At 63.9% G+C, this 16,901-nt stretch carries 16 protein-coding genes; 11 read left to right on the plus strand and 5 right to left on the minus strand.

Annotated elements, in window-relative coordinates; all coding sequences use genetic code 11:
- Nucleotides 1-23: 23 nt before the first annotated feature.
- Nucleotides 24-1,244 (minus strand): DUF445 domain-containing protein, encoded by a 1,221-nt coding sequence (locus EYF70_RS00685; protein ID WP_131143673.1) that lies wholly within the window; start codon nucleotides 1,242-1,244, stop codon nucleotides 24-26.
- A 134-nt stretch (nucleotides 1,245-1,378) separates the two neighbouring features.
- On the opposite strand from EYF70_RS00685, the gene EYF70_RS00690 reads away from it, so the two are divergent.
- The 5 genes from EYF70_RS00690 to EYF70_RS00710 all read left to right on the plus strand — a co-directional run bounded on the left by EYF70_RS00690 (nucleotide 1,379) and on the right by EYF70_RS00710 (nucleotide 5,004).
- On the plus strand, nucleotides 1,379-1,600 hold the full coding sequence (locus tag EYF70_RS00690) for a hypothetical protein (RefSeq protein WP_131143674.1): 222 nt from the start codon (nucleotides 1,379-1,381) through the stop codon (nucleotides 1,598-1,600).
- A gap of 162 nt (nucleotides 1,601-1,762) precedes the next feature.
- Nucleotides 1,763-2,395, plus strand: a complete 633-nt coding sequence (locus EYF70_RS00695) for a TetR/AcrR family transcriptional regulator (RefSeq protein ID WP_131143675.1) — start codon at nucleotides 1,763-1,765, stop codon at nucleotides 2,393-2,395.
- Between the two features lie 145 nt (nucleotides 2,396-2,540).
- Entirely contained in the window at nucleotides 2,541-3,194 is a 654-nt protein-coding gene (locus EYF70_RS00700; RefSeq protein WP_131143676.1) for a protein-L-isoaspartate O-methyltransferase family protein, read from the plus strand.
- An 8-nt stretch (nucleotides 3,195-3,202) separates the two neighbouring features.
- Nucleotides 3,203-3,526 (plus strand): rhodanese-like domain-containing protein, encoded by a 324-nt coding sequence (locus EYF70_RS00705; protein ID WP_131143677.1) that lies wholly within the window; start codon nucleotides 3,203-3,205, stop codon nucleotides 3,524-3,526.
- A gap of 170 nt (nucleotides 3,527-3,696) precedes the next feature.
- Entirely contained in the window at nucleotides 3,697-5,004 is a 1,308-nt protein-coding gene (locus EYF70_RS00710) for a TolC family outer membrane protein (RefSeq protein WP_131143678.1), read from the plus strand.
- Nucleotides 5,005-5,267: 263 nt separating this feature from the next.
- Here the strand turns inward: EYF70_RS00710 and gloA are convergent, their stop codons facing one another.
- The 4 genes from gloA to EYF70_RS00730 all read right to left on the minus strand — a co-directional run bounded on the left by gloA (nucleotide 5,268) and on the right by EYF70_RS00730 (nucleotide 8,535).
- Complete coding sequence (gloA, locus tag EYF70_RS00715; protein WP_131143679.1) at nucleotides 5,268-5,678, minus strand: lactoylglutathione lyase; 411 nt, start codon at nucleotides 5,676-5,678, stop codon at nucleotides 5,268-5,270.
- Nucleotides 5,679-5,758: 80 nt separating this feature from the next.
- Nucleotides 5,759-6,652 (minus strand): hypothetical protein, encoded by an 894-nt coding sequence (locus EYF70_RS00720; protein WP_131143680.1) that lies wholly within the window; start codon nucleotides 6,650-6,652, stop codon nucleotides 5,759-5,761.
- A 169-nt stretch (nucleotides 6,653-6,821) separates the two neighbouring features.
- Nucleotides 6,822-8,126, minus strand: coding sequence for a PQQ-dependent sugar dehydrogenase (locus tag EYF70_RS00725; protein ID WP_131143681.1), 1,305 nt, complete (start codon nucleotides 8,124-8,126; stop codon nucleotides 6,822-6,824).
- A gap of 130 nt (nucleotides 8,127-8,256) precedes the next feature.
- Nucleotides 8,257-8,535 (minus strand): hypothetical protein, encoded by a 279-nt coding sequence (locus EYF70_RS00730; RefSeq protein ID WP_131143682.1) that lies wholly within the window; start codon nucleotides 8,533-8,535, stop codon nucleotides 8,257-8,259.
- A 134-nt stretch (nucleotides 8,536-8,669) separates the two neighbouring features.
- Here EYF70_RS00730 and EYF70_RS00735 point away from each other — a divergent pair, with 134 nt between their 5' ends.
- The 6 genes from EYF70_RS00735 to dnaK all read left to right on the plus strand — a co-directional run bounded on the left by EYF70_RS00735 (nucleotide 8,670) and on the right by dnaK (nucleotide 16,683).
- A complete protein-coding gene (locus EYF70_RS00735; RefSeq protein WP_131143683.1) occupies nucleotides 8,670-9,608 on the plus strand; it encodes a DUF3667 domain-containing protein in 939 nt (312 codons plus the stop codon).
- A gap of 350 nt (nucleotides 9,609-9,958) precedes the next feature.
- Nucleotides 9,959-10,858 carry an NAD kinase gene (locus EYF70_RS00740; protein WP_131143684.1) on the plus strand — a complete coding sequence of 300 codons (900 nt, stop codon included), beginning with the start codon at nucleotides 9,959-9,961 and terminating at the stop codon, nucleotides 10,856-10,858.
- A gap of 23 nt (nucleotides 10,859-10,881) precedes the next feature.
- Nucleotides 10,882-12,528: a DNA repair protein RecN gene (recN, locus tag EYF70_RS00745; RefSeq protein ID WP_131143685.1), complete on the plus strand. Its 1,647-nt coding sequence runs from the start codon at nucleotides 10,882-10,884 to the stop codon at nucleotides 12,526-12,528.
- A 148-nt stretch (nucleotides 12,529-12,676) separates the two neighbouring features.
- On the plus strand, nucleotides 12,677-13,786 hold the full coding sequence (gene hemH, locus EYF70_RS00750; protein ID WP_131143686.1) for a ferrochelatase: 1,110 nt from the start codon (nucleotides 12,677-12,679) through the stop codon (nucleotides 13,784-13,786).
- A gap of 272 nt (nucleotides 13,787-14,058) precedes the next feature.
- Nucleotides 14,059-14,640: a nucleotide exchange factor GrpE gene (gene grpE / locus EYF70_RS00755; protein WP_131143687.1), complete on the plus strand. Its 582-nt coding sequence runs from the start codon at nucleotides 14,059-14,061 to the stop codon at nucleotides 14,638-14,640.
- An 81-nt stretch (nucleotides 14,641-14,721) separates the two neighbouring features.
- Entirely contained in the window at nucleotides 14,722-16,683 is a 1,962-nt protein-coding gene (gene dnaK / locus EYF70_RS00760) for a molecular chaperone DnaK (RefSeq protein WP_131143688.1), read from the plus strand.
- The last annotated feature ends 218 nt before the right edge of the window (nucleotides 16,684-16,901 follow it).

Below are 16,901 nucleotides of genomic sequence, written 5' to 3' on the forward strand. Positions count from 1 at the left end.
GAAAACCGGCTATTGTACGCCGCCTAGTGCCCGCCCAGCAGCAGCGTAATCGAATACAGCAGCACGCCTACCACGCCGCCGACCAGCGTGCCGTTGATGCGGATGAACTGCAGGTCGCTCCCCACGTGCAGTTCCAGTTTTTGCGAAATGGTCTCGGCATCCCATTTGTCGATCACCTTCTGCACCACCGCCACGATCAGGCTGCGCCGCTCGACGATCGCCTCGGCGGCGAAGCTTTTCAGCCAGTCGTTCAGTTTCATGCGCACCGGTTCGTTCTGCGCCAGCGCGGTGCTGAAGATGCGCAGTGCGCTCTGCGTGCGCAGCAGCAGGCGCGACTCGGGCGACTCGCTGGCGGCCAGCAGCCGGGTGCGCAGGTCGGCCCATACGCTGGCCACGTATTCGCGGAACAGCGGATGCGTCAGGCCCCGGGCCAGCAGGGAGCGCAGCCTTGCTTCGTATTCGGGCGACTCCTCCAGCTTCGCGATCAGCTCGGTGACGGCCGCGTGGAAGCGCCCGTGCCATTCGCCCTGTTCGTTGGCCATGTCGTCGAGGATGCTCTGGATGCCGTCCATCAGCCGTTCGTAGAACTTCTCGTCGAGCATCTTCGGCATCCATTTCGGGCTGTGGTCGTGCACCTTCTGCCGGATGTAGCCGCGGTTTTCTTCCAGCGCGCTGGCCACGAGCCCCAGCACCTTCTGCAGCAGCCGCACGTGCTGGCCATTCGCCACCAGTACCGACAGGACCTGCCCGGCCAGCGGCGCCAGCTTCACGTCCTTCAGGCTCGATGCCAGCGTGCCGCCGACGAAGCTGGCCGCGTCGCGGTCTTCGACCATGTTCAGCACGGCGGGAATGGTGCCGACGAGGCGTTCGGCCACCGCGCGGTTGTTGGCATCCATGGCCAGCCAGCGCGCGCAGACACCGGCCAGGTCGACATCCTTCAGTTCGTTGCGCACCACCTCCGGGGTGATGAAGTTATGTTCGAGGAATTCGGCGATGCTGGCGCCGATCCGGTCCTTGTTGCGGGGAATGATCGCCGTATGGGGAATCGGCAGGCCGAGCGGGTGGCGGAACAGCGCGGTGACGGCGAACCAGTCGGCCAGGCCGCCCACCATCGCCGCCTCGGCAAAAGCGGCCACGAAGCCCAGCCACGGGTACTCGGGCTGGAACAGCCGGGCGGCCAGGAAGACGCCGGCCATGGCGGCCAGCAGGCAGGTGGCGATGCGGCGGATGCGGCGCAGCCGCATGAGCGGATCCCTGGACGGCAACAGATTCTCCCGGCAAAAGATTTGCCCGATGATACGTCGGCGCGGCCCGGCAATACCGTTCGGTACGTCACGATGCGGCGACCTGGATTAGCATGAGGGCACGGGAGGTGAACATGGATCGAGAGCGACCGAAAGCCGGCGACGTGGTGCGGCCGATCGGCTGGCACCAGCAAATGATCGTCATCGCGGTGCGTGGCGACGATATCCGCTGCCGCTGGAACGATGACGATGGCGAGCATGAGCAGGCATTCCCGTCCGGCCAGCTGGAAACGGTGCGCCGCGGTGCCGAGTTTTCCGCCAACCCCGAGCGCAGCCGGGTCACGCATCGCCCGTGAGGGAGGGCCTTGTTTCCTTGACGTTGCTATAGTGCAGGTCTATCATTTACTGACCCGCAAGTAAGTAATGTCACGGTAAAACACACGCATCGCTGCGCGGTTACCTGGGCAATACTTGAAGCAACGTAGTCAATCCGCAGCAACCGTCACTCTCCGCCTCATATGCAATCCGACACGAAACCGCGCTGGGAGCGCCGCAAAGACGCCCGGCCGCAGGAACTGCTGGCCGCCGCGCTGGACCTGTTCGTGGACCGCGGTTATGCCGCCACCCGCCTGGAAGACGTGGCCCGCCGCGCCGGCGTGTCGAAAGGCACGCTGTATCTCTACTTTGAAAACAAGGAAGAGCTGTTCAAGGCCGTGGTCCGCCACAATATCGTCGACGTGATCGGCAAGGCGGAGAGCGACTTCGCCGCTGCCGACAGCACCTCGTGCGCCGAGCTGCTGCGCACCATGCTGCGGCGCTGGTGGGCCGACGTTGCCTCCACCAGGGCCTCCGGGCTGGCCAAGCTGATGGTCGCGGAAGCCGGTAACTTTCCTGAAATAGCCCGTTTCTATAATGAGGAAGTGGTCGAACGCGGCCATGCCCTGATCGAATCGATCGTGCGGCGCGGCGTCGAACGGGGCGAATTCATGCCCGTCGATGCGCAGGTCATGACGCGCGTGCTGACCGCGCCCGTCACGATGCTGATGCTGTGGGCGCACAGTTTCGATCCCTTCTGCGGTCCGGTCGACCAGGAAGCGTTCATGGATGCCTACCTTGGGCTGGTCGAACGCGGCATGGCACGGCCTGTGTGAATGCTGACAATTTCGCTCGTTCAACCCCGCCAAACTGCAGACTGTCGCAATTTCCAGCCTTATACCATCGTTATCGTTAATATCCCGTCCAGACCAGTTCAACGATAAAATGATGGATTCTTATTCCTTCACCAAAGTCTAAAAGATGAATATCGAACAAGCCCGATTCAATATGATCGAACAGCAGATTCGTCCGTGGGACGTGCTGGACACCGATATCCTCGATCTGTTGATGGTCGTCAAACGCGAGAATTTCGTACCGGAAGCCTACAAGAACCTGGCTTTTGCCGACATCTCCATTCCGCTGCCGGGCGGTTCCGCGATGCTGACCCCGAAGATCGAGGCACGCATCACGCAGGACGCGCACGTGAAGAAGCATGAGAACGTGCTGCTGGTCGGTGCCGGTACCGGTTACCTGGCCGCGCTGCTGGCGCACCGCGCCCGCCACGTGACCGCCGTTGAAATCGACCCGGGCCTGAAGGACCTGGCGCAGAAGAACCTGGCGGCCAACGGCGTCACCAACGTGACCGTGGAACTGGGCAATGGCGCTCAAGGCTGGAGCAACGGCGCGCCGTTCGACGTGATCATCTTTGCCGGCGCGCTGCCCGTGCTGCCGGAAACGGTGCTGCAGCAGGTGAAGCCGGAAGGCCGCATCGTGGCCATCATCGGTGAATCGCCGGTCATGTCCGCGCACCTGATCACCCGCAACGGCGATTCCAGCTACGACACGAAGAAGCTGTTTGAAACCGACGTGAAGCCGCTGCAGGCTGCCGTCACGCCGTCGCACTTCACGTTCTGAGGCCGGCGATGCAACAGATCACCGCTCCCGAACTGGCCGCATGGCTGGCCGATGACAAGCGCGCGCGCCCGTTCCTGCTGGACGTGCGCGAGAACTGGGAATTCGACACCTGCCATATCGAAGGTGCCACCCTGATGCCGATGCAGACCATCCCGGCCCGCATCGACGACCTGGACGAAGAAGCGGAGATCGTCTGCATCTGCCACCACGGCGCACGCAGCCTGCAGGTGGCGGCGTTCCTCGAGCGGCATGGTTTCGCGAAGGTGACGAATCTGACGGGCGGGGTGCATGCCTGGGCACTGCAGGTGGATGAATCGATGCCGAAGTATTGAGCATTGCTATTTGAGCATTGCCCGATCGGCGGCCGGGAAAAGCAACAAGACCACTTACAAAGACTTTTGACCACTCGACGACTTGCCACTCGACGACTTAGCACTCGACGACGACGACTCGACGGTCTATTACTCGACGGTTTATTACTCGACCTTACGCGGAGAATGTAATGCAGAGACCCCTTATCGCCGTACTGATCGCCAGCGCATTGACGCTTACCGGACAGGCACAGGCGGCCGATCTTATCCAAGTCTACCAGCAGGCGCTGGCGAACGACGCCACGTACGCCGTCGCGCGCAATACGCTGACGGCTGGCCAGGAGCGGATCACGCAGGGGCGTTCCCAGTTGTTGCCGGTGGTGGGATTGCAGGGAAATCATTCGCGCCAGTACGACACCGTGACGCCGCCGGGCGGCATCAAGCGCGATGCCGATTCGCACGTGAATCTCTACACGCTGTCGCTGTCGCAGCCGCTGTTCGACTATGGCGCCTGGCAGTCGTACGAGCAGAGCAAGCTGTCGCAGGCGGTCGCCGAAGTGCAGTTCGCCCAGGCGCAGCAGGACCTGATCCTGCGCGTGGCCCAGGCGTATTTCGACGTGCTGACCGCGCAGGACAACCTGGCTTCGACCCAGGCGCAGAAGTCCGCCACCACCGAGCAGCTGGCATCGGCCAAGCGCAACTTCGAGGTGGGCACGCAAACGATCACCGACACGCACGAAGCGCAGGCCGCGTATGACCTGGTGGTGGCACAGGAATTCGCCGCCATCAACGCGCTGGAAGTGGCGCGCTCCGCGCTGCAGCAGATCATCGGCACCGCGCCGGCAACCCTGTCGACACTGCGCGCCGGTGTGACGATCGCGCCGCCGCAGCCGGCCAATATCGAGCCATGGATCTCGGCCGCCGAGGCCGACAACTTCAACGTGGCGGCGCAGCGCCTGAATGTGGAAATCGCCAAGCGCGAGATTACGCGCAACCGCGCCGGCCACCTGCCGACCGTGGACTTGACGGCGAACGTGAACCGCAACAGCGCACCCGTGCAGGGCGTCACCCGCGGCAATTCGGTGGGCGTGACGTGGACGGTGCCGATCTTCAACGGCTTTGCCGTCACCAGCAAGGTGCGCGAAACCATCGCGCTGGAAGAGCGCGCGCGGAACGACCTGGAAGCGAACCGGCGCGCCGCCGCGCAGAACGCACGGCAGGCTTTCCTGGGCGTGAACAGCGGCCTGGCGCAGGTGAGGGCGCTGCAGGCGGCGGAAGTATCGAGCCAGTCGGCGCTGGAATCGAACAAGCTGGGTTACCAGGTGGGCGTGCGGATCAATATCGACGTGCTGAATGCGCAGCGCCAGCTGTACTCCACCCAGCGCGACCTGTCGAAGGCGCGCTACGACACGATCATGAATGGCCTGCGGCTGAAGGCGGCGGCGGGCACGCTGAAGCCGGAAGATCTCGAACCGATCAACGCGTTGCTGGCGGGATGATGGGGCGGTAACGGTTGGCAGGCGAACACCGGTGTCCGACATTAATGCCGCTAAGTTGAGCATTAACTGACACATGAAAGCCCATGCATGTACCCCAACGGCGAAGTGCTGGGGTCAGACCCGCCGGGTCTGACCCCGGAATTTGCCCTTGGGGTGGGCTTGACTTAACGGCGGCAGTATCAGACACCGGTTCTCCAGCGCCAACGAAAAAAAGCCGGCCAGTGCATTGCACGGCCGGCGTTTTTCATTGCGCGGGCAGGTTCCTAGCGCAGTCCGCCGCCTTCGGCATCGAAGGAGCGTTCGATCAGTTCGACCTTGTAGCCATCCGGGTCGGTGATGAACGCGATCACGGTGGTGCCGCCCTTCACGGGGCCCGGTTCGCGCGTCACGTTGCCGCCGCTGGCCTTCGCGGCATTGCAGGCTTCGACGATGTTCTCGGTGGAGATCGCGATATGGCCATAGGCATTGCCCAGGTCATAGCTGTCGACGCCGTAGTTGTACGTCAGCTCCAGTTCCGCGTGGTCCGGGTTGTTGCCATAGCCGACGAAGGCCAGCGTGTACTTGTACTCGGGATTGTCGCTGGTGCGCAGCAGTTTCATGCCGAGCACCTTGGTGTAGAAATCGATGGAGCGCTGCAGGTCACCGACCCGCAGCATGGTGTGCAGGATGCGCATGGTAAATCTCTCGTTTCGTGTGCGAAAAGCGCGATTGTAGGCGTTTTCCGCCGGGTTCGCTGAACACGCGCTACGCGTGTTCAGAACGACGGCAGCGTGTTGGCGCCTTCCTGCAACTGGTAGCTGCCGCCGCTGAAGGCATAGCGCGCGGTGCTGGCCAGCGAGCGTTTCCTGGCCGGTGCCGCGGTACCGGTTTGCGCCGGCGAGGCCTCGTCCGAGTCGCCCTCGACATCATTGGCTGGTTGCAGCGTTTCCTCGCCGGTGATGTCGAGCACGAGATCGTCGTAGGGCGCATTCCGGGAGGCGCCGGAACCGGTGTCCATGCGCCATTTGGCTTCACCGGACCAGCATTCCGCTTCGCAGACTCCCTCGTTGTTCGACATGGTCATCAGGCTGTCGCCGAGCAGGTTCTCCACCTTGTCGCTGGCGGGGTCATACAGCGCCAGCCACGTGCCCTGGTAGCCCTGGCCAAGCCAGTGCGTTTCGACGGCCAGTCCCGGCTTGCCGGGCCCCAGTGCAAGCCAGCGCACATCGGTGCCATGGCGGCCCTTTTCCGCGATGTTCTCGTGCTTGCGGACGACGTGCCATGCGCCGTCCTGCTGGCGCAGCAGGTACAGGTGGATGGGGGCGCCTTCGACATCGCCCAGGAGTTCGTCGCCGGCGGGGCGCTGGAAACTGCCTTCGACCACGAGCGCCGTTTCGCCGGACGGCAGGAGCATGCTCGTGGTGGCGGTGAGGACCAGCGGCAGTTCGCCGTCCTGCACGTTCGCCACGGGGCCGCCCTCGATCGCATGGCCCTCGGCGGGCAGGTAGTCGTCACCGAAGATGGCGCGCATCAACGCCGCATGGGGATCGTTGCTGGCGACGGCGGCCACAGCTTGCGGCTGTGCCGGTTTCGGGACCGCCGCCACGCGTGGCGGCGCATCGTCCCGGGAGCAGCCGGGCAGGGTGGTGGCGGCAAGTGCCAGCAGCACGCAATACAGTACGGTCCTGGCTTTGCCTTTGCGGCAGCCCGTGCGGCGGGAGGAGCGTTTGCCAACCACTGCGGGCAACAACTTATACATGACTTCCTGCTTTATAAAAAAGCAAGAATATAGCGCAAACAGCGGCAGCGAAACAGCCTGCCGCGACGCAGGGACCGGATTACTTGGCGGCCGGCACCACGCGCCAGATGGTGTTGCCCACGTCGTCCGCGACCAGCAGCGCGCCATCCTTGGCCACCGCCACGCCGACCGGGCGGCCCTTGGCGCGTTCTTCCTTGCTGAGGAAGCCGGTGAGGATATCCTGCGGCGGGCCGGACGGCTTGCCGTCCGCGAATGGTACGAACACCACCTTGTAGCCGCTATGCGGCTTGCGGTTCCACGAGCCGTGCTGGCCGATGAAGGCGCCGCCGTGGTAGCTGGCCGGGAACAGCTTGCCTTCATAGAATTCCAGGCCCAGCGAAGCCGTATGGCCGCCCAGCGCGTAATCCGGCACGATCGCCTTCGCCACGAGGTCCGGGCGCTGTTCCTTGACACGGGTGTCCACATGCTGGCCGAACCAGCTGTAGGGCCAGCCGTAGAAGCCGCCGTCCTGCACCGAGGTCAGGTAGTCCGGCACCAGGTCGTTGCCCAGTTCGTCGCGTTCGTTGACGACGGTCCACAGCGTTTTCGTCTTCGGTTCCCACGCCATGCCGTTCGGGTTGCGCAAGCCCGTGGCGAACAGGCGCGACTTGCCGGTGGCGCGCTCCAGCTGCCATATCGCGGCGCGGCCTTCTTCCTTGTCCATGCCGTTCTCGGCGACGTTCGAGTTCGAGCCCACCGTCATGTACAGGAACTTGCCATCCGGGCTGGCGGTGATGTTCTTCGTCCAGTGGTGGTTCAGCGGGCCGGCCGGCAGGCTCATCACCTTTGCGCCCGTCGCCGCGATCGCCGTCTTGCCTTCCTCGTAGGGGAAGCGCACCACGGCATCCGAGTTCGCCACATAGAAATCCTTGTCCACCAGGACCATGCCGAACGGCGAGCTCAGGTTCTTCAGGAAGACGTGGCGCTGCTGCGCCGCGCCGTTCGCATCCACGCCGCGCAGCAGCGTGATGCGGTTGGCCGACGGCGTGACGGCACCGGCCTTCTTCTGCATGTGCTTCATGATCGCGCCCTTGACGCCCTTGCTGTCCTCGGGCTTCGGCGGCGCATTGGTCTCGGCCACCAGCACATCGCCGTTGGGCAGCACGTAGAGCCAGCGCGGATGGTCCAGGTTGCGCGCGTAGGCCGTGACCGTGAAGCCGGCCGCGGGGACCGGTTTTTCGTTTTCCCGCCACACATCGGTGGGCGCCACGTTCACGGTCGGGATCAGCGATTTTTCCGGTGCCGGCAACTGGGGATTGGGGCCCCAGCCGGCCGGGTATTGGGCGTTCTGGGCCAGCGCGGCACCGCTGGCCAGCAAGGCGCCAAGGACGAGGATCGGTTTCATGACGTGTTATCGCTTGTGGACGGTTGTGGGTTGAATCAGCCTGGCCCGCTCAATCGCGCTGGCCCGGCCGCCTGGTCAGTGGTTCGTGCTCAGTGGTTCGTGCTTCGTGCTTCCTGCTCAGTACTTCCGCTCAATCGCGCTTGATCACCGGCAGCGGGTCCGCTTCGGCCGATTCGCCGGCCGGGGCCGGTTTCTGGATGCCGGCGTCGCGCCCGTACTCGTCGGTGTCGACCAGGCCGGCGTCGATGTCGCGCCCGGCCTGCTCGATGCGCGTGCGTTCCTTCTGGTGCTGCACCCCCTCGGGCGACTGGTCGCGCTCGTGCGGCAGGCGCTTGCCGGCATCATCTTCGATGTGCACGTTGGTGTTGACCTGGCGGTCCTTCGTATTCGGTTCCCTCGAGTCGTTCATGATGCCATTCTCCAATTTCTTAACTGAATCTCATCTTATCGGTTACCTTCGATCACGGTCGCCCGCTTGGACTGTTGCAGGAATGCCATTGCCGTAGTGCATATCCGGTGCAATTCCGGCATGGAATCGTTAGCATGGAGGGCTGGATCGCCACCGAAAGCCATCGTTTGAAACCTGTTCCGAACCACGCACCCGATCACCATGCGGTGCCCGCCGACTGCCGCAACTGCGGCGCCGCCGTGTCCGGCAATTACTGCGCCCACTGCGGGCAGGAAACGCGGCTGCACATGCCGAGCCTTGCCGAGTTCGCCCACGAATTCATCACCCATTACGTGGCGCTGGAAGGCAAGCTGTGGGGTACTTTCACGCGGCTGCTGTTCCGGCCGGGCGCGCTGACGAACGAATACCTGTCAGGCCGGCGCCGGCGCTACGTGGAACCGCTGCGGGTCTACCTGACGCTGTCGATCCTGTTCTTCGCACTGGTCAAGTTCTCGGGCGTAAACATCTACAGTGAAACGGAGCCTTCGGCACCGGCCGCGGCCACCGCCGGCGCCGGGCAGGGCAAGGCGGCGCAAACGGAGGACGAGGACGGGCGGATCCGGCTGGGCGACGCGCTAGGGCCGGACGTGGAACGCTGGGCGCCCGCCGTGCGGCGCACGGTCGACCGCTTCGATTCGCTCGGCCCGCAGGACAAGGCGCGCGTGCTGAAGGATGGCTTCTTCCGTTACGCGCCGTATGCGATGTTCTTCCTGATGCCGGTGTTCGCGCTGTACCTGAAGGGGCTGTACCTGGGCACCGGCCGGCGTTATGGCGAACACCTGCTGTTCGCGCTGCATGCCAACGCGTTTGCCTTTGCGGTATTTTCCATCTTCCTGCTGATGCCGGACGGGTTCATCAAGTTCATGCTGTTCTGCTGGCTGATCGGCTACCTGCCGTGGGCCATGCAGCGCGTCTACCGCAAGGGCCTGTTCGGCACCGCGTGGCGCTGGGCGGTGCTGATGGCGCTGCACCTGCTGTCGGTGGTGGTGGCGATCGTGGCAGCGGCGTTCCTCGGCGTGGCCATGGCGCCCTGATCTTGCACAAGTGATCAGCGCAGCTTATACTGGTTAAACGTACAGTAATCGTGAGCGTACTTTGTTTGCGGAGAGATGGTGAAACGATCAAGCAAACGATCGTAAAAACAATCGCACTTGGTTGCATACACGTGGCTTGCATGGCGAAACGGCATTGAAATGGGTTACCCTTCGCCGTGCCGCGCGGTTTGCTTCTGTGAGGTATCTTGTGACGCGTCTGCGATGTGTCCTGTGATGTGTCCTGTGACGCTTGCAGTGATGCTCCGCTGATGCTTTCACTGATGCTTCCACTGATGCAATCCGCGGGTGCATGAACCTGGCCCACCGTCTGCCCCATCGAAGAGCTCCTTATGCCCGCCACCCCTGCCATGTACAACACGATCGCGCTGGTCGTCCGGCCCAACACGGCCGGCATCGAAGATTCCGTGCGCGATGTCCTCGCTTTCCTGCGCGACGGCGGCTTCAGTGTCGTGTTTGAAACGGATACGGCCGCCCACCTGAACATGCCCGAGATCCCCGCGATGAGCGCGCAGGGCATCGGCGAAAAATGCGATTGCGCGATCGTGATGGGCGGCGATGGCACCATGCTGGGCATCGCCCGCCAGCTGGCGCCGTTCGAGGTGCCGCTGATCGGCATCAACCAGGGCCGGCTCGGCTTCATGACCGATATCCCGCTGGAAGGCATGCTGCCCGTGCTGGGCCGCATCCTGGCCGGCACGCACAAGGCCGAGCGCCGCACCCTGCTGGAAGGGCGCGTGCTGCGCGATGGCAAGGCGATCCACGTCGGCCTGGCCGTCAACGACGTGGTGGTGGCGCGCGGCGCCGGTTCCGGCATGGTGGAATTGCGCGTCGATGTCGACGATCACTTCATGTACAACCAGCGTTCGGACGGCCTGATCGTTTCCACCCCCACCGGCTCCACCGCCTACGCGCTGTCGGCCGGCGGGCCGCTGCTGCACCCCACGCTGGGCGGCATCGTGCTGGTGCCGATCGCGCCGCACGCGCTGTCGAACCGCCCGATCGTGCTGCCCGATTCCAGCGAGATCGTCATCGAGATCAACCGCGGGCGCGACATCACCGTGAACTTCGACATGCAGACGTTCGCCAGCCTGATGCCGCAAGACCGCATCCACATCCGCCGTTCGCCGCACGCGATCACCTTCCTGCATCCGGAAGGCTGGAGCTACTACAACACGCTGCGCGAAAAACTGCACTGGAACGAGTACCCGTCCACGGACGGAAAAATCTAACAAGAAGGCCTTCTGCGAGACCTATGCTGCGTACATTGTCCATCCGCGATTTCGTCATTGTCGATTCCATCGAACTGGAATTTTCCGCCGGCTTCACGGTGTTCACGGGCGAAACAGGCGCCGGCAAGTCGATCCTGATCGATGCGCTCACCCTCGCGCTGGGCGGGCGGGGCGATGCGAGCGTGGTGCGCGAAGGCGCGGCCAAGGCCGACATCACGGCCGATTTCGCCATCACCGACGCGGCGCGGCAATGGCTGGAAGCGAACGAGTGCGCCTCCGAGGATGGCGGCGCGCTGCTGCGCCGCGTGATCGACAACGCCGGCCGCTCGAAGGCCTACATCAACGGCATCGCCGCCACGGCGGCCCAGCTGCGCGAGCTGGGCGACCTGCTGGTGGATATCCACGGCCAGCATGCCCACCAGTCGCTGCTCAAGACGGATGCGCAGCGCGAACTGCTCGACAGCCAGGCCAGCGCGAACGGCAAGGAAGTGGCCACCGCCTACAAGGCCTGGCGCGCGCTGGCCAAGCAGCTGGAGGAATTCGAAACCAACGCCGCCAATGTCCTGCTCGAACGCGAGCGGCTGGAATGGCAGGTCGGCGAACTGGACAAGCTGGCGCCGAAGCCGGGCGAATGGGCCGAGATCGGCAACGAGCACAGCCGGCTGTCGCACGCGGCCAGCCTGCTCGAAGGCGCGCAGGAAGCGCTCGCCGCCATTTCCGAGTCGGACGAGCAGCCGATCGTGTCGCAACTGTCGTCGCTGAACCAGAAGCTGGCCAAGCTGGTGTCCGTGGATGCCGAAATGCAGCCCATCGTCGACCTGATCGAATCGGCCCGCATCCAGCTGCAGGAATCGGCCTATGCGCTGAACACCTACCTCGACAAGGTGGAGCTGGACCCGGATCGCCTGCGCGAAGTGGATGCAAGGATGGAAGCGCTGCATTCGTCGGCCCGCAAGTTCCGCGTCGACCCCGACGACCTGCCGGCCGAACACGCCCGCCTGGCTGCGCAGCTGAACCAGCTGGCCGATGCCACCGACATCGAAGGCTTGCGCAAGCAGGAAGCAAAGCTGAAGGAAGACTACCTGGCGGTGGCCCGCAAGCTGTCCGCCACGCGCGCCGCCGCGGCGCGGGCCTTGAGCGATGCGGTCACCCGGGCGATGCAGGACCTGAACATGACAGGCGGACGCTTCGAAGTGGCACTGCATCCATGCGAACCGTCGGCCAAGGGCCTCGAACAGGTGGAGTTCCTGGTGGCCGGCCACGCCGGCGTGGCGCCGCGCCCGCTGGCCAAGGTGGCGTCCGGCGGCGAACTGGCGCGTATCTCGCTCGCCATTTCCGTCATCACATCGAACGCCACCACCGTGCCCACGCTGATCTTCGACGAGGTCGACAGCGGCATCGGCGGCGGTGTCGCCGAAGTGGTGGGCCGGCTGCTGAAGCGCCTGGGCCAGGAGCGGCAGGTACTGTGCGTGACCCACCTGCCGCAGGTGGCCAGCCAGGGCAACAGCCACTTCCAGGTGGCGAAAAGCACGCTGGCCAACGGCAAGACCGCCTCGCGCATCGAAGTGCTCGATGCCAAGGCCCGCGTCGAGGAAGTCGCCCGCATGCTGGGCGGCCTGGAAATCACCGCCACCACCCGCAAGCACGCCCGCGAGTTGCTGGCTTCCTGATCGTTTCGGCCGCGGCCGCCCGGCCGGTGTCCACCAAGGTGCCGTTCTTTTTTCGGGCGCGAGCCCGGCAGTATCGGCACGCGGCCGGCAGCGGCGGCGCGGCGGGCCGCATATAATCGGGGTCTACCCTGATTGATAGAACGATTCCATGGCTTTCGCGAAAGAACCTCCCCACCAGCACGGTACCGTCAGCGGCAGCGCGGTCGTGCTGGTCAACCTCGGCACGCCCGATGCGCCCACGCGGGGCGCGGTGCGCCGTTACCTGAAGCAGTTTTTATCCGATCCGCGCGTGGTCGAGATTCCCAGGGCGCTGTGGTGGTTCATCCTGCACGGCGTGATCCTGCCGTTCCGTTCCGGCCAGTCGGCCAAGAAATACGCGTCGATCTGGACGGAAGACGGCTCGCCGCTGCGCATCCACACGCAAAACCAGGCGATGCTGCTGCACGAGGCGCTGCAGGCCCGCGGGCACCAGGACGTGACGGTGGCGATGGCGATGCGTTATGGCACGCCGGCGCTGCCGGACGTGCTGGCCCGGCTGAAGGCCGATGGCTGCGACCGTATCGTGGTGCTGCCCGCCTACCCGCAATATTCCGGCACCACCACCGGTTCGATCTGGGATGCCGTGTTCAAGCACTACCGGAAGATCCGCAATATTCCCGAACTGCGGCTGGTGAAGAACTACCACGACCACGAAGCCTATATCGAGGCGCTGCGCCAGAACGTGCTGTCGCACTGGGAACACCATGGCCGGGCGAAAAAGCTGGTGATGAGTTTCCACGGCGTGCCCAAGCGCACGCTGATGCTGGGCGATCCGTACCACTGCGAATGCCACAAGACGGCGCGCCTGCTGGCCGCCGCGCTGAAATTGCGCGAAGACGACTACATCGTCACCTTCCAGTCCCGCTTCGGCAAGGCCGAATGGCTGCAGCCATACACCGCGCCAACCGTGCAGAAACTGGCCCGCGAAGGGGTGCGCAGCATCGACGTGATCTGCCCCGGCTTCACCAGCGACTGCCTTGAGACCCTGGAAGAAATCGCCATGGAAGTGCGCCATGACTTCCTTAGCGCCGGCGGCAAGGAATTCCACTACATCCCCTGCCTGAACGAAAGCCCGGCCTGGATCGCCGCACTGGCCCAGGTCGCCGAGCAGCACATGATCGGCTGGCCGGCCATGGTGTCGCCATCGCAGCGCGCCATGCGCCAGCACGATGCCGCCATCGGCCGCGACCGCGCCATCGCTCTGGGCGCCAGCGAATAAATCTTCACGCGACGGTCCTTCATCAGCTGCAATCGCGCAACATTGCCGCTCCCGCACGTTGTTAGCACTTGCGGGCGAGGAGTGCCAGCCTGTTAAAATAACAGGCTGGCCGGCTTTGTCCGGCCATGATTTGCCGGCTTCTTGTCAAGCGCTGTCCGAACAGTGCCGCGCGCCCGGTGCAGAATTCCCCTTGAAATGACATGGGAATAGCCCCAGATTCGGCCAGTGCAGCAAGAGCAATGTCAAACAAACACGATTTCAGGAGTCAAACGATGCAAGACCAGGAAAACCAGGCCAGCCAGAATCCCGAGGACGTGCAGCAGGCAGCCCAGGCGCAGCAACAGGCTCCGCAGCAGCCTTCGCAGCAGCAGGCTCCTTCCGAGTCCGCAGCCAATCCTAGCCTGGAAGAGCAGCTGTCCGCCACGGAAGCCAAGCTGGCCGAAATGCACGACGCCTTCATGCGCGCCAAGGCCGAAGCCGACAATATCCGCCGCCGCGCCCAGGAAGACGTGGCCAAGGCCCACAAGTTCGCCGTGGAGAGCTTTGCCGAGGCACTGCTGCCGGTGAAGGACAGCCTGGAGATGGCGCTGAAAGTGGAAACGCCATCCGTCGAGTCGCTGAAGGAGGGCGTGGAAATGACGCTGAAGCAGCTGACCTCCGCGTTTGAACGCAACAAGCTGCTCGAAGTCGTGCCTGCCGCGGGCGACAAGCTGGACCCGAACCGCCACCAGGCCGTCGCCATGGTGCCCGCCGAGCAGGAAGCCAATACCGTCGTTGCTGTACTGCAAAAGGGTTACACGATCGCGGATCGCCTGCTGCGGCCCGCCATCGTCACGGCTGCCCAGCCGAAGTGATCGCAAGCACTTGAAAAGTAAGAAGCTTTTCCGCATATAAGACTTATTCAGAAACTAATCCGTTACGAGGAAGAACAAACCATGGGCAAAATGATCGGTATCGACCTGGGCACCACCAACTCCTGCGTCGCCATCATGGAAAATGGCCAGCCGAAGGTCATCGAGAACGCCGAAGGCGCGCGTACGACGCCTTCCATCATCGCTTACCAGGAAGATGGCGAGATCCTGGTCGGTGCGCCGGCCAAGCGCCAGGCGGTCACCAACCCGAAGAACACGCTGTTCGCCGTGAAGCGCCTGATCGGCCGCAAGTTCGACGAGAAGGAAGTGCAGAAGGACATCGGCCTGATGCCTTACTCGATCAACAAGGCCGACAACGGCGATGCCTGGATCAGCGTGCGCGACAAGAAACTGGCGCCGCCGCAGATCTCCGCGGAAGTACTGCGCAAGATGAAGAAGACCGCCGAGGATTACCTGGGCGAGGAAGTCACCGAAGCCGTGATCACCGTGCCGGCATACTTCAACGACTCGCAGCGCCAGGCCACCAAGGATGCCGGCCGCATCGCCGGCCTGGACGTGAAGCGCATCATCAACGAGCCGACCGCGGCCGCGCTGGCGTTCGGCCTGGACAAGACCGACAAGGGCGACCGCAAGATCGCCGTGTATGACCTGGGCGGCGGCACGTTCGACGTGTCGATCATCGAGATCGCCGACGTGGATGGCGAGAAGCAGTTCGAAGTGCTGTCGACCAACGGCGACACGTTCCTGGGCGGCGAAGACTTCGACCAGCGCGTGATCGACTACATCATCGAAGAGTTCAAGAAGATCAACGGCCTGGACCTGAAGAAGGACCCGATCGCCCTGCAGCGCATCAAGGCTTCGGCCGAGCGCGCGAAGATCGAACTGTCGTCGTCGCAGCAGACCGAGATCAACGAGCCGTACATCGCCATGGCGAACGGCGCGCCGGTCCACCTGAACCTGAAGATCACCCGCGCCAAGCTGGAGTCGCTGGTCGAGGAACTGATCGCCGCGACGATCGAGCCGTGCCGCACCGCCATCAAGGATGCCGGCGTGAAGGTCTCCGACATCGACGACATCATCCTGGTCGGCGGCATGACCCGTATGCCGAAGGTGCAGGAAAAAGTGAAGGAGTTCTTCGGCAAGGATCCGCGCAAGGACGTCAACCCGGATGAAGCCGTGGCCGTGGGTGCCGCGATCCAGGGCGCCGTGCTGTCGGGCGACCGCAAGGACCTGCTGCTGCTGGACGTGACCCCGCTGTCGCTGGGTATCGAAACGCTGGGCGGCGTGATGACGAAGATGATCCACAAGAACACCACGATCCCGACCAAGTTCTCGCAAGTGTTCTCGACGGCCGACGACAACCAGCCTGCGGTGACCATCAAGATCTACCAGGGCGAGCGTGAAATCGCCGCCGGCAACAAGGCGCTGGGCGAGTTCAACCTGGAAGGCATCCCGCCGGCATCGCGCGGCACGCCGCAGATCGAAGTGACCTTCGACATCGACGCCAACGGCATCCTGCACGTGGGCGCGAAAGACAAGGCCACCGGCAAGGAAAACAAGATCACCATCAAGGCCAACTCCGGTCTGTCGGAAGAGGAAATCCAGAAGATGGTGAAGGACGCCGAGCTGAATGCCGAAGAAGACAAGAAAGTGAAGGAACTGGCCGAGTCGCGCAACCAGGCCGACGCGCTGGTGCACTCCACCAAGAAGTCGCTGACCGAATACGGCGACAAGCTGGGTGCCGACGAGAAGGCCAAGATCGAAGCGGCCATCACCGACCTGGAAGGCGAAATCAAGTCCGGCGACAAGGCGACCATCGACTCCAAGGTGGCTGCGCTGACCGAAGCCGCGCAGAAGCTGGGCGAGAAGATGTACGCCGACATGCAGGCGCAGCAGGCAGCAGCCGGCGGTGCGGACGCGGGCCAGCAGGCTCCGGGCGGCCAGCAGGGCGGCGGCGCGGACAACCGCGCGCAGCAGGATGACGTTGTCGACGCCGACTTCAAGGAAGTCAAAGACAACAAATAAGCCGGCGCGAGCTGTCAAGACCCGGCCGGGAACACGCCTGACGACGGCGTTCCCGGCCCCGCCGAGCGGAGCGGCCGTAGTACGGTGGCCCGCTCGGCGTTTTTGCATAATCGGCAGGGTTTTGAGGTTGTTTCACAACGCCAACGTCGCAGTGGTCACTGGGCGGTGGCGTCAGGTGGCGGTAACCCCGGCCGCCTGATACAGTCCCCCTTCTATTC

The sequence above is a fragment of the Pseudoduganella albidiflava genome (assembly GCF_004322755.1).
Lineage (GTDB): Bacteria > Pseudomonadota > Gammaproteobacteria > Burkholderiales > Burkholderiaceae_D > Rugamonas > Rugamonas albidiflava.

What these genes read in the sequence shown, in the direction of transcription:
- EYF70_RS00695 (WP_131143675.1), top strand. Translation starts at nt 1,763, where the DNA reads ATGCAATCCGACACGAAACCGCGCTGGGAGCGCCGCAAAGACGCCCGG.
- EYF70_RS00705 (WP_131143677.1), top strand. Translation starts at nt 3,203, where the DNA reads ATGCAACAGATCACCGCTCCCGAACTGGCCGCATGGCTGGCCGATGAC.
- EYF70_RS00730 (WP_131143682.1), bottom strand. Translation starts at nt 8,535, where the DNA reads ATGAACGACTCGAGGGAACCGAATACGAAGGACCGCCAGGTCAACACC.
- hemH (WP_131143686.1), top strand. Translation starts at nt 12,677, where the DNA reads ATGGCTTTCGCGAAAGAACCTCCCCACCAGCACGGTACCGTCAGCGGC.
- EYF70_RS00690 (WP_131143674.1), top strand. Translation starts at nt 1,379, where the DNA reads ATGGATCGAGAGCGACCGAAAGCCGGCGACGTGGTGCGGCCGATCGGC.
- gloA (WP_131143679.1), bottom strand. Translation starts at nt 5,678, where the DNA reads ATGCGCATCCTGCACACCATGCTGCGGGTCGGTGACCTGCAGCGCTCC.
- grpE (WP_131143687.1), top strand. Translation starts at nt 14,059, where the DNA reads ATGCAAGACCAGGAAAACCAGGCCAGCCAGAATCCCGAGGACGTGCAG.
- EYF70_RS00725 (WP_131143681.1), bottom strand. Translation starts at nt 8,126, where the DNA reads ATGAAACCGATCCTCGTCCTTGGCGCCTTGCTGGCCAGCGGTGCCGCG.
- EYF70_RS00735 (WP_131143683.1), top strand. Translation starts at nt 8,670, where the DNA reads ATGGAGGGCTGGATCGCCACCGAAAGCCATCGTTTGAAACCTGTTCCG.
- recN (WP_131143685.1), top strand. Translation starts at nt 10,882, where the DNA reads ATGCTGCGTACATTGTCCATCCGCGATTTCGTCATTGTCGATTCCATC.
- EYF70_RS00740 (WP_131143684.1), top strand. Translation starts at nt 9,959, where the DNA reads ATGCCCGCCACCCCTGCCATGTACAACACGATCGCGCTGGTCGTCCGG.
- EYF70_RS00710 (WP_131143678.1), top strand. Translation starts at nt 3,697, where the DNA reads ATGCAGAGACCCCTTATCGCCGTACTGATCGCCAGCGCATTGACGCTT.
- dnaK (WP_131143688.1), top strand. Translation starts at nt 14,722, where the DNA reads ATGGGCAAAATGATCGGTATCGACCTGGGCACCACCAACTCCTGCGTC.
- EYF70_RS00700 (WP_131143676.1), top strand. Translation starts at nt 2,541, where the DNA reads ATGAATATCGAACAAGCCCGATTCAATATGATCGAACAGCAGATTCGT.
- EYF70_RS00685 (WP_131143673.1), bottom strand. Translation starts at nt 1,244, where the DNA reads ATGCGGCTGCGCCGCATCCGCCGCATCGCCACCTGCCTGCTGGCCGCC.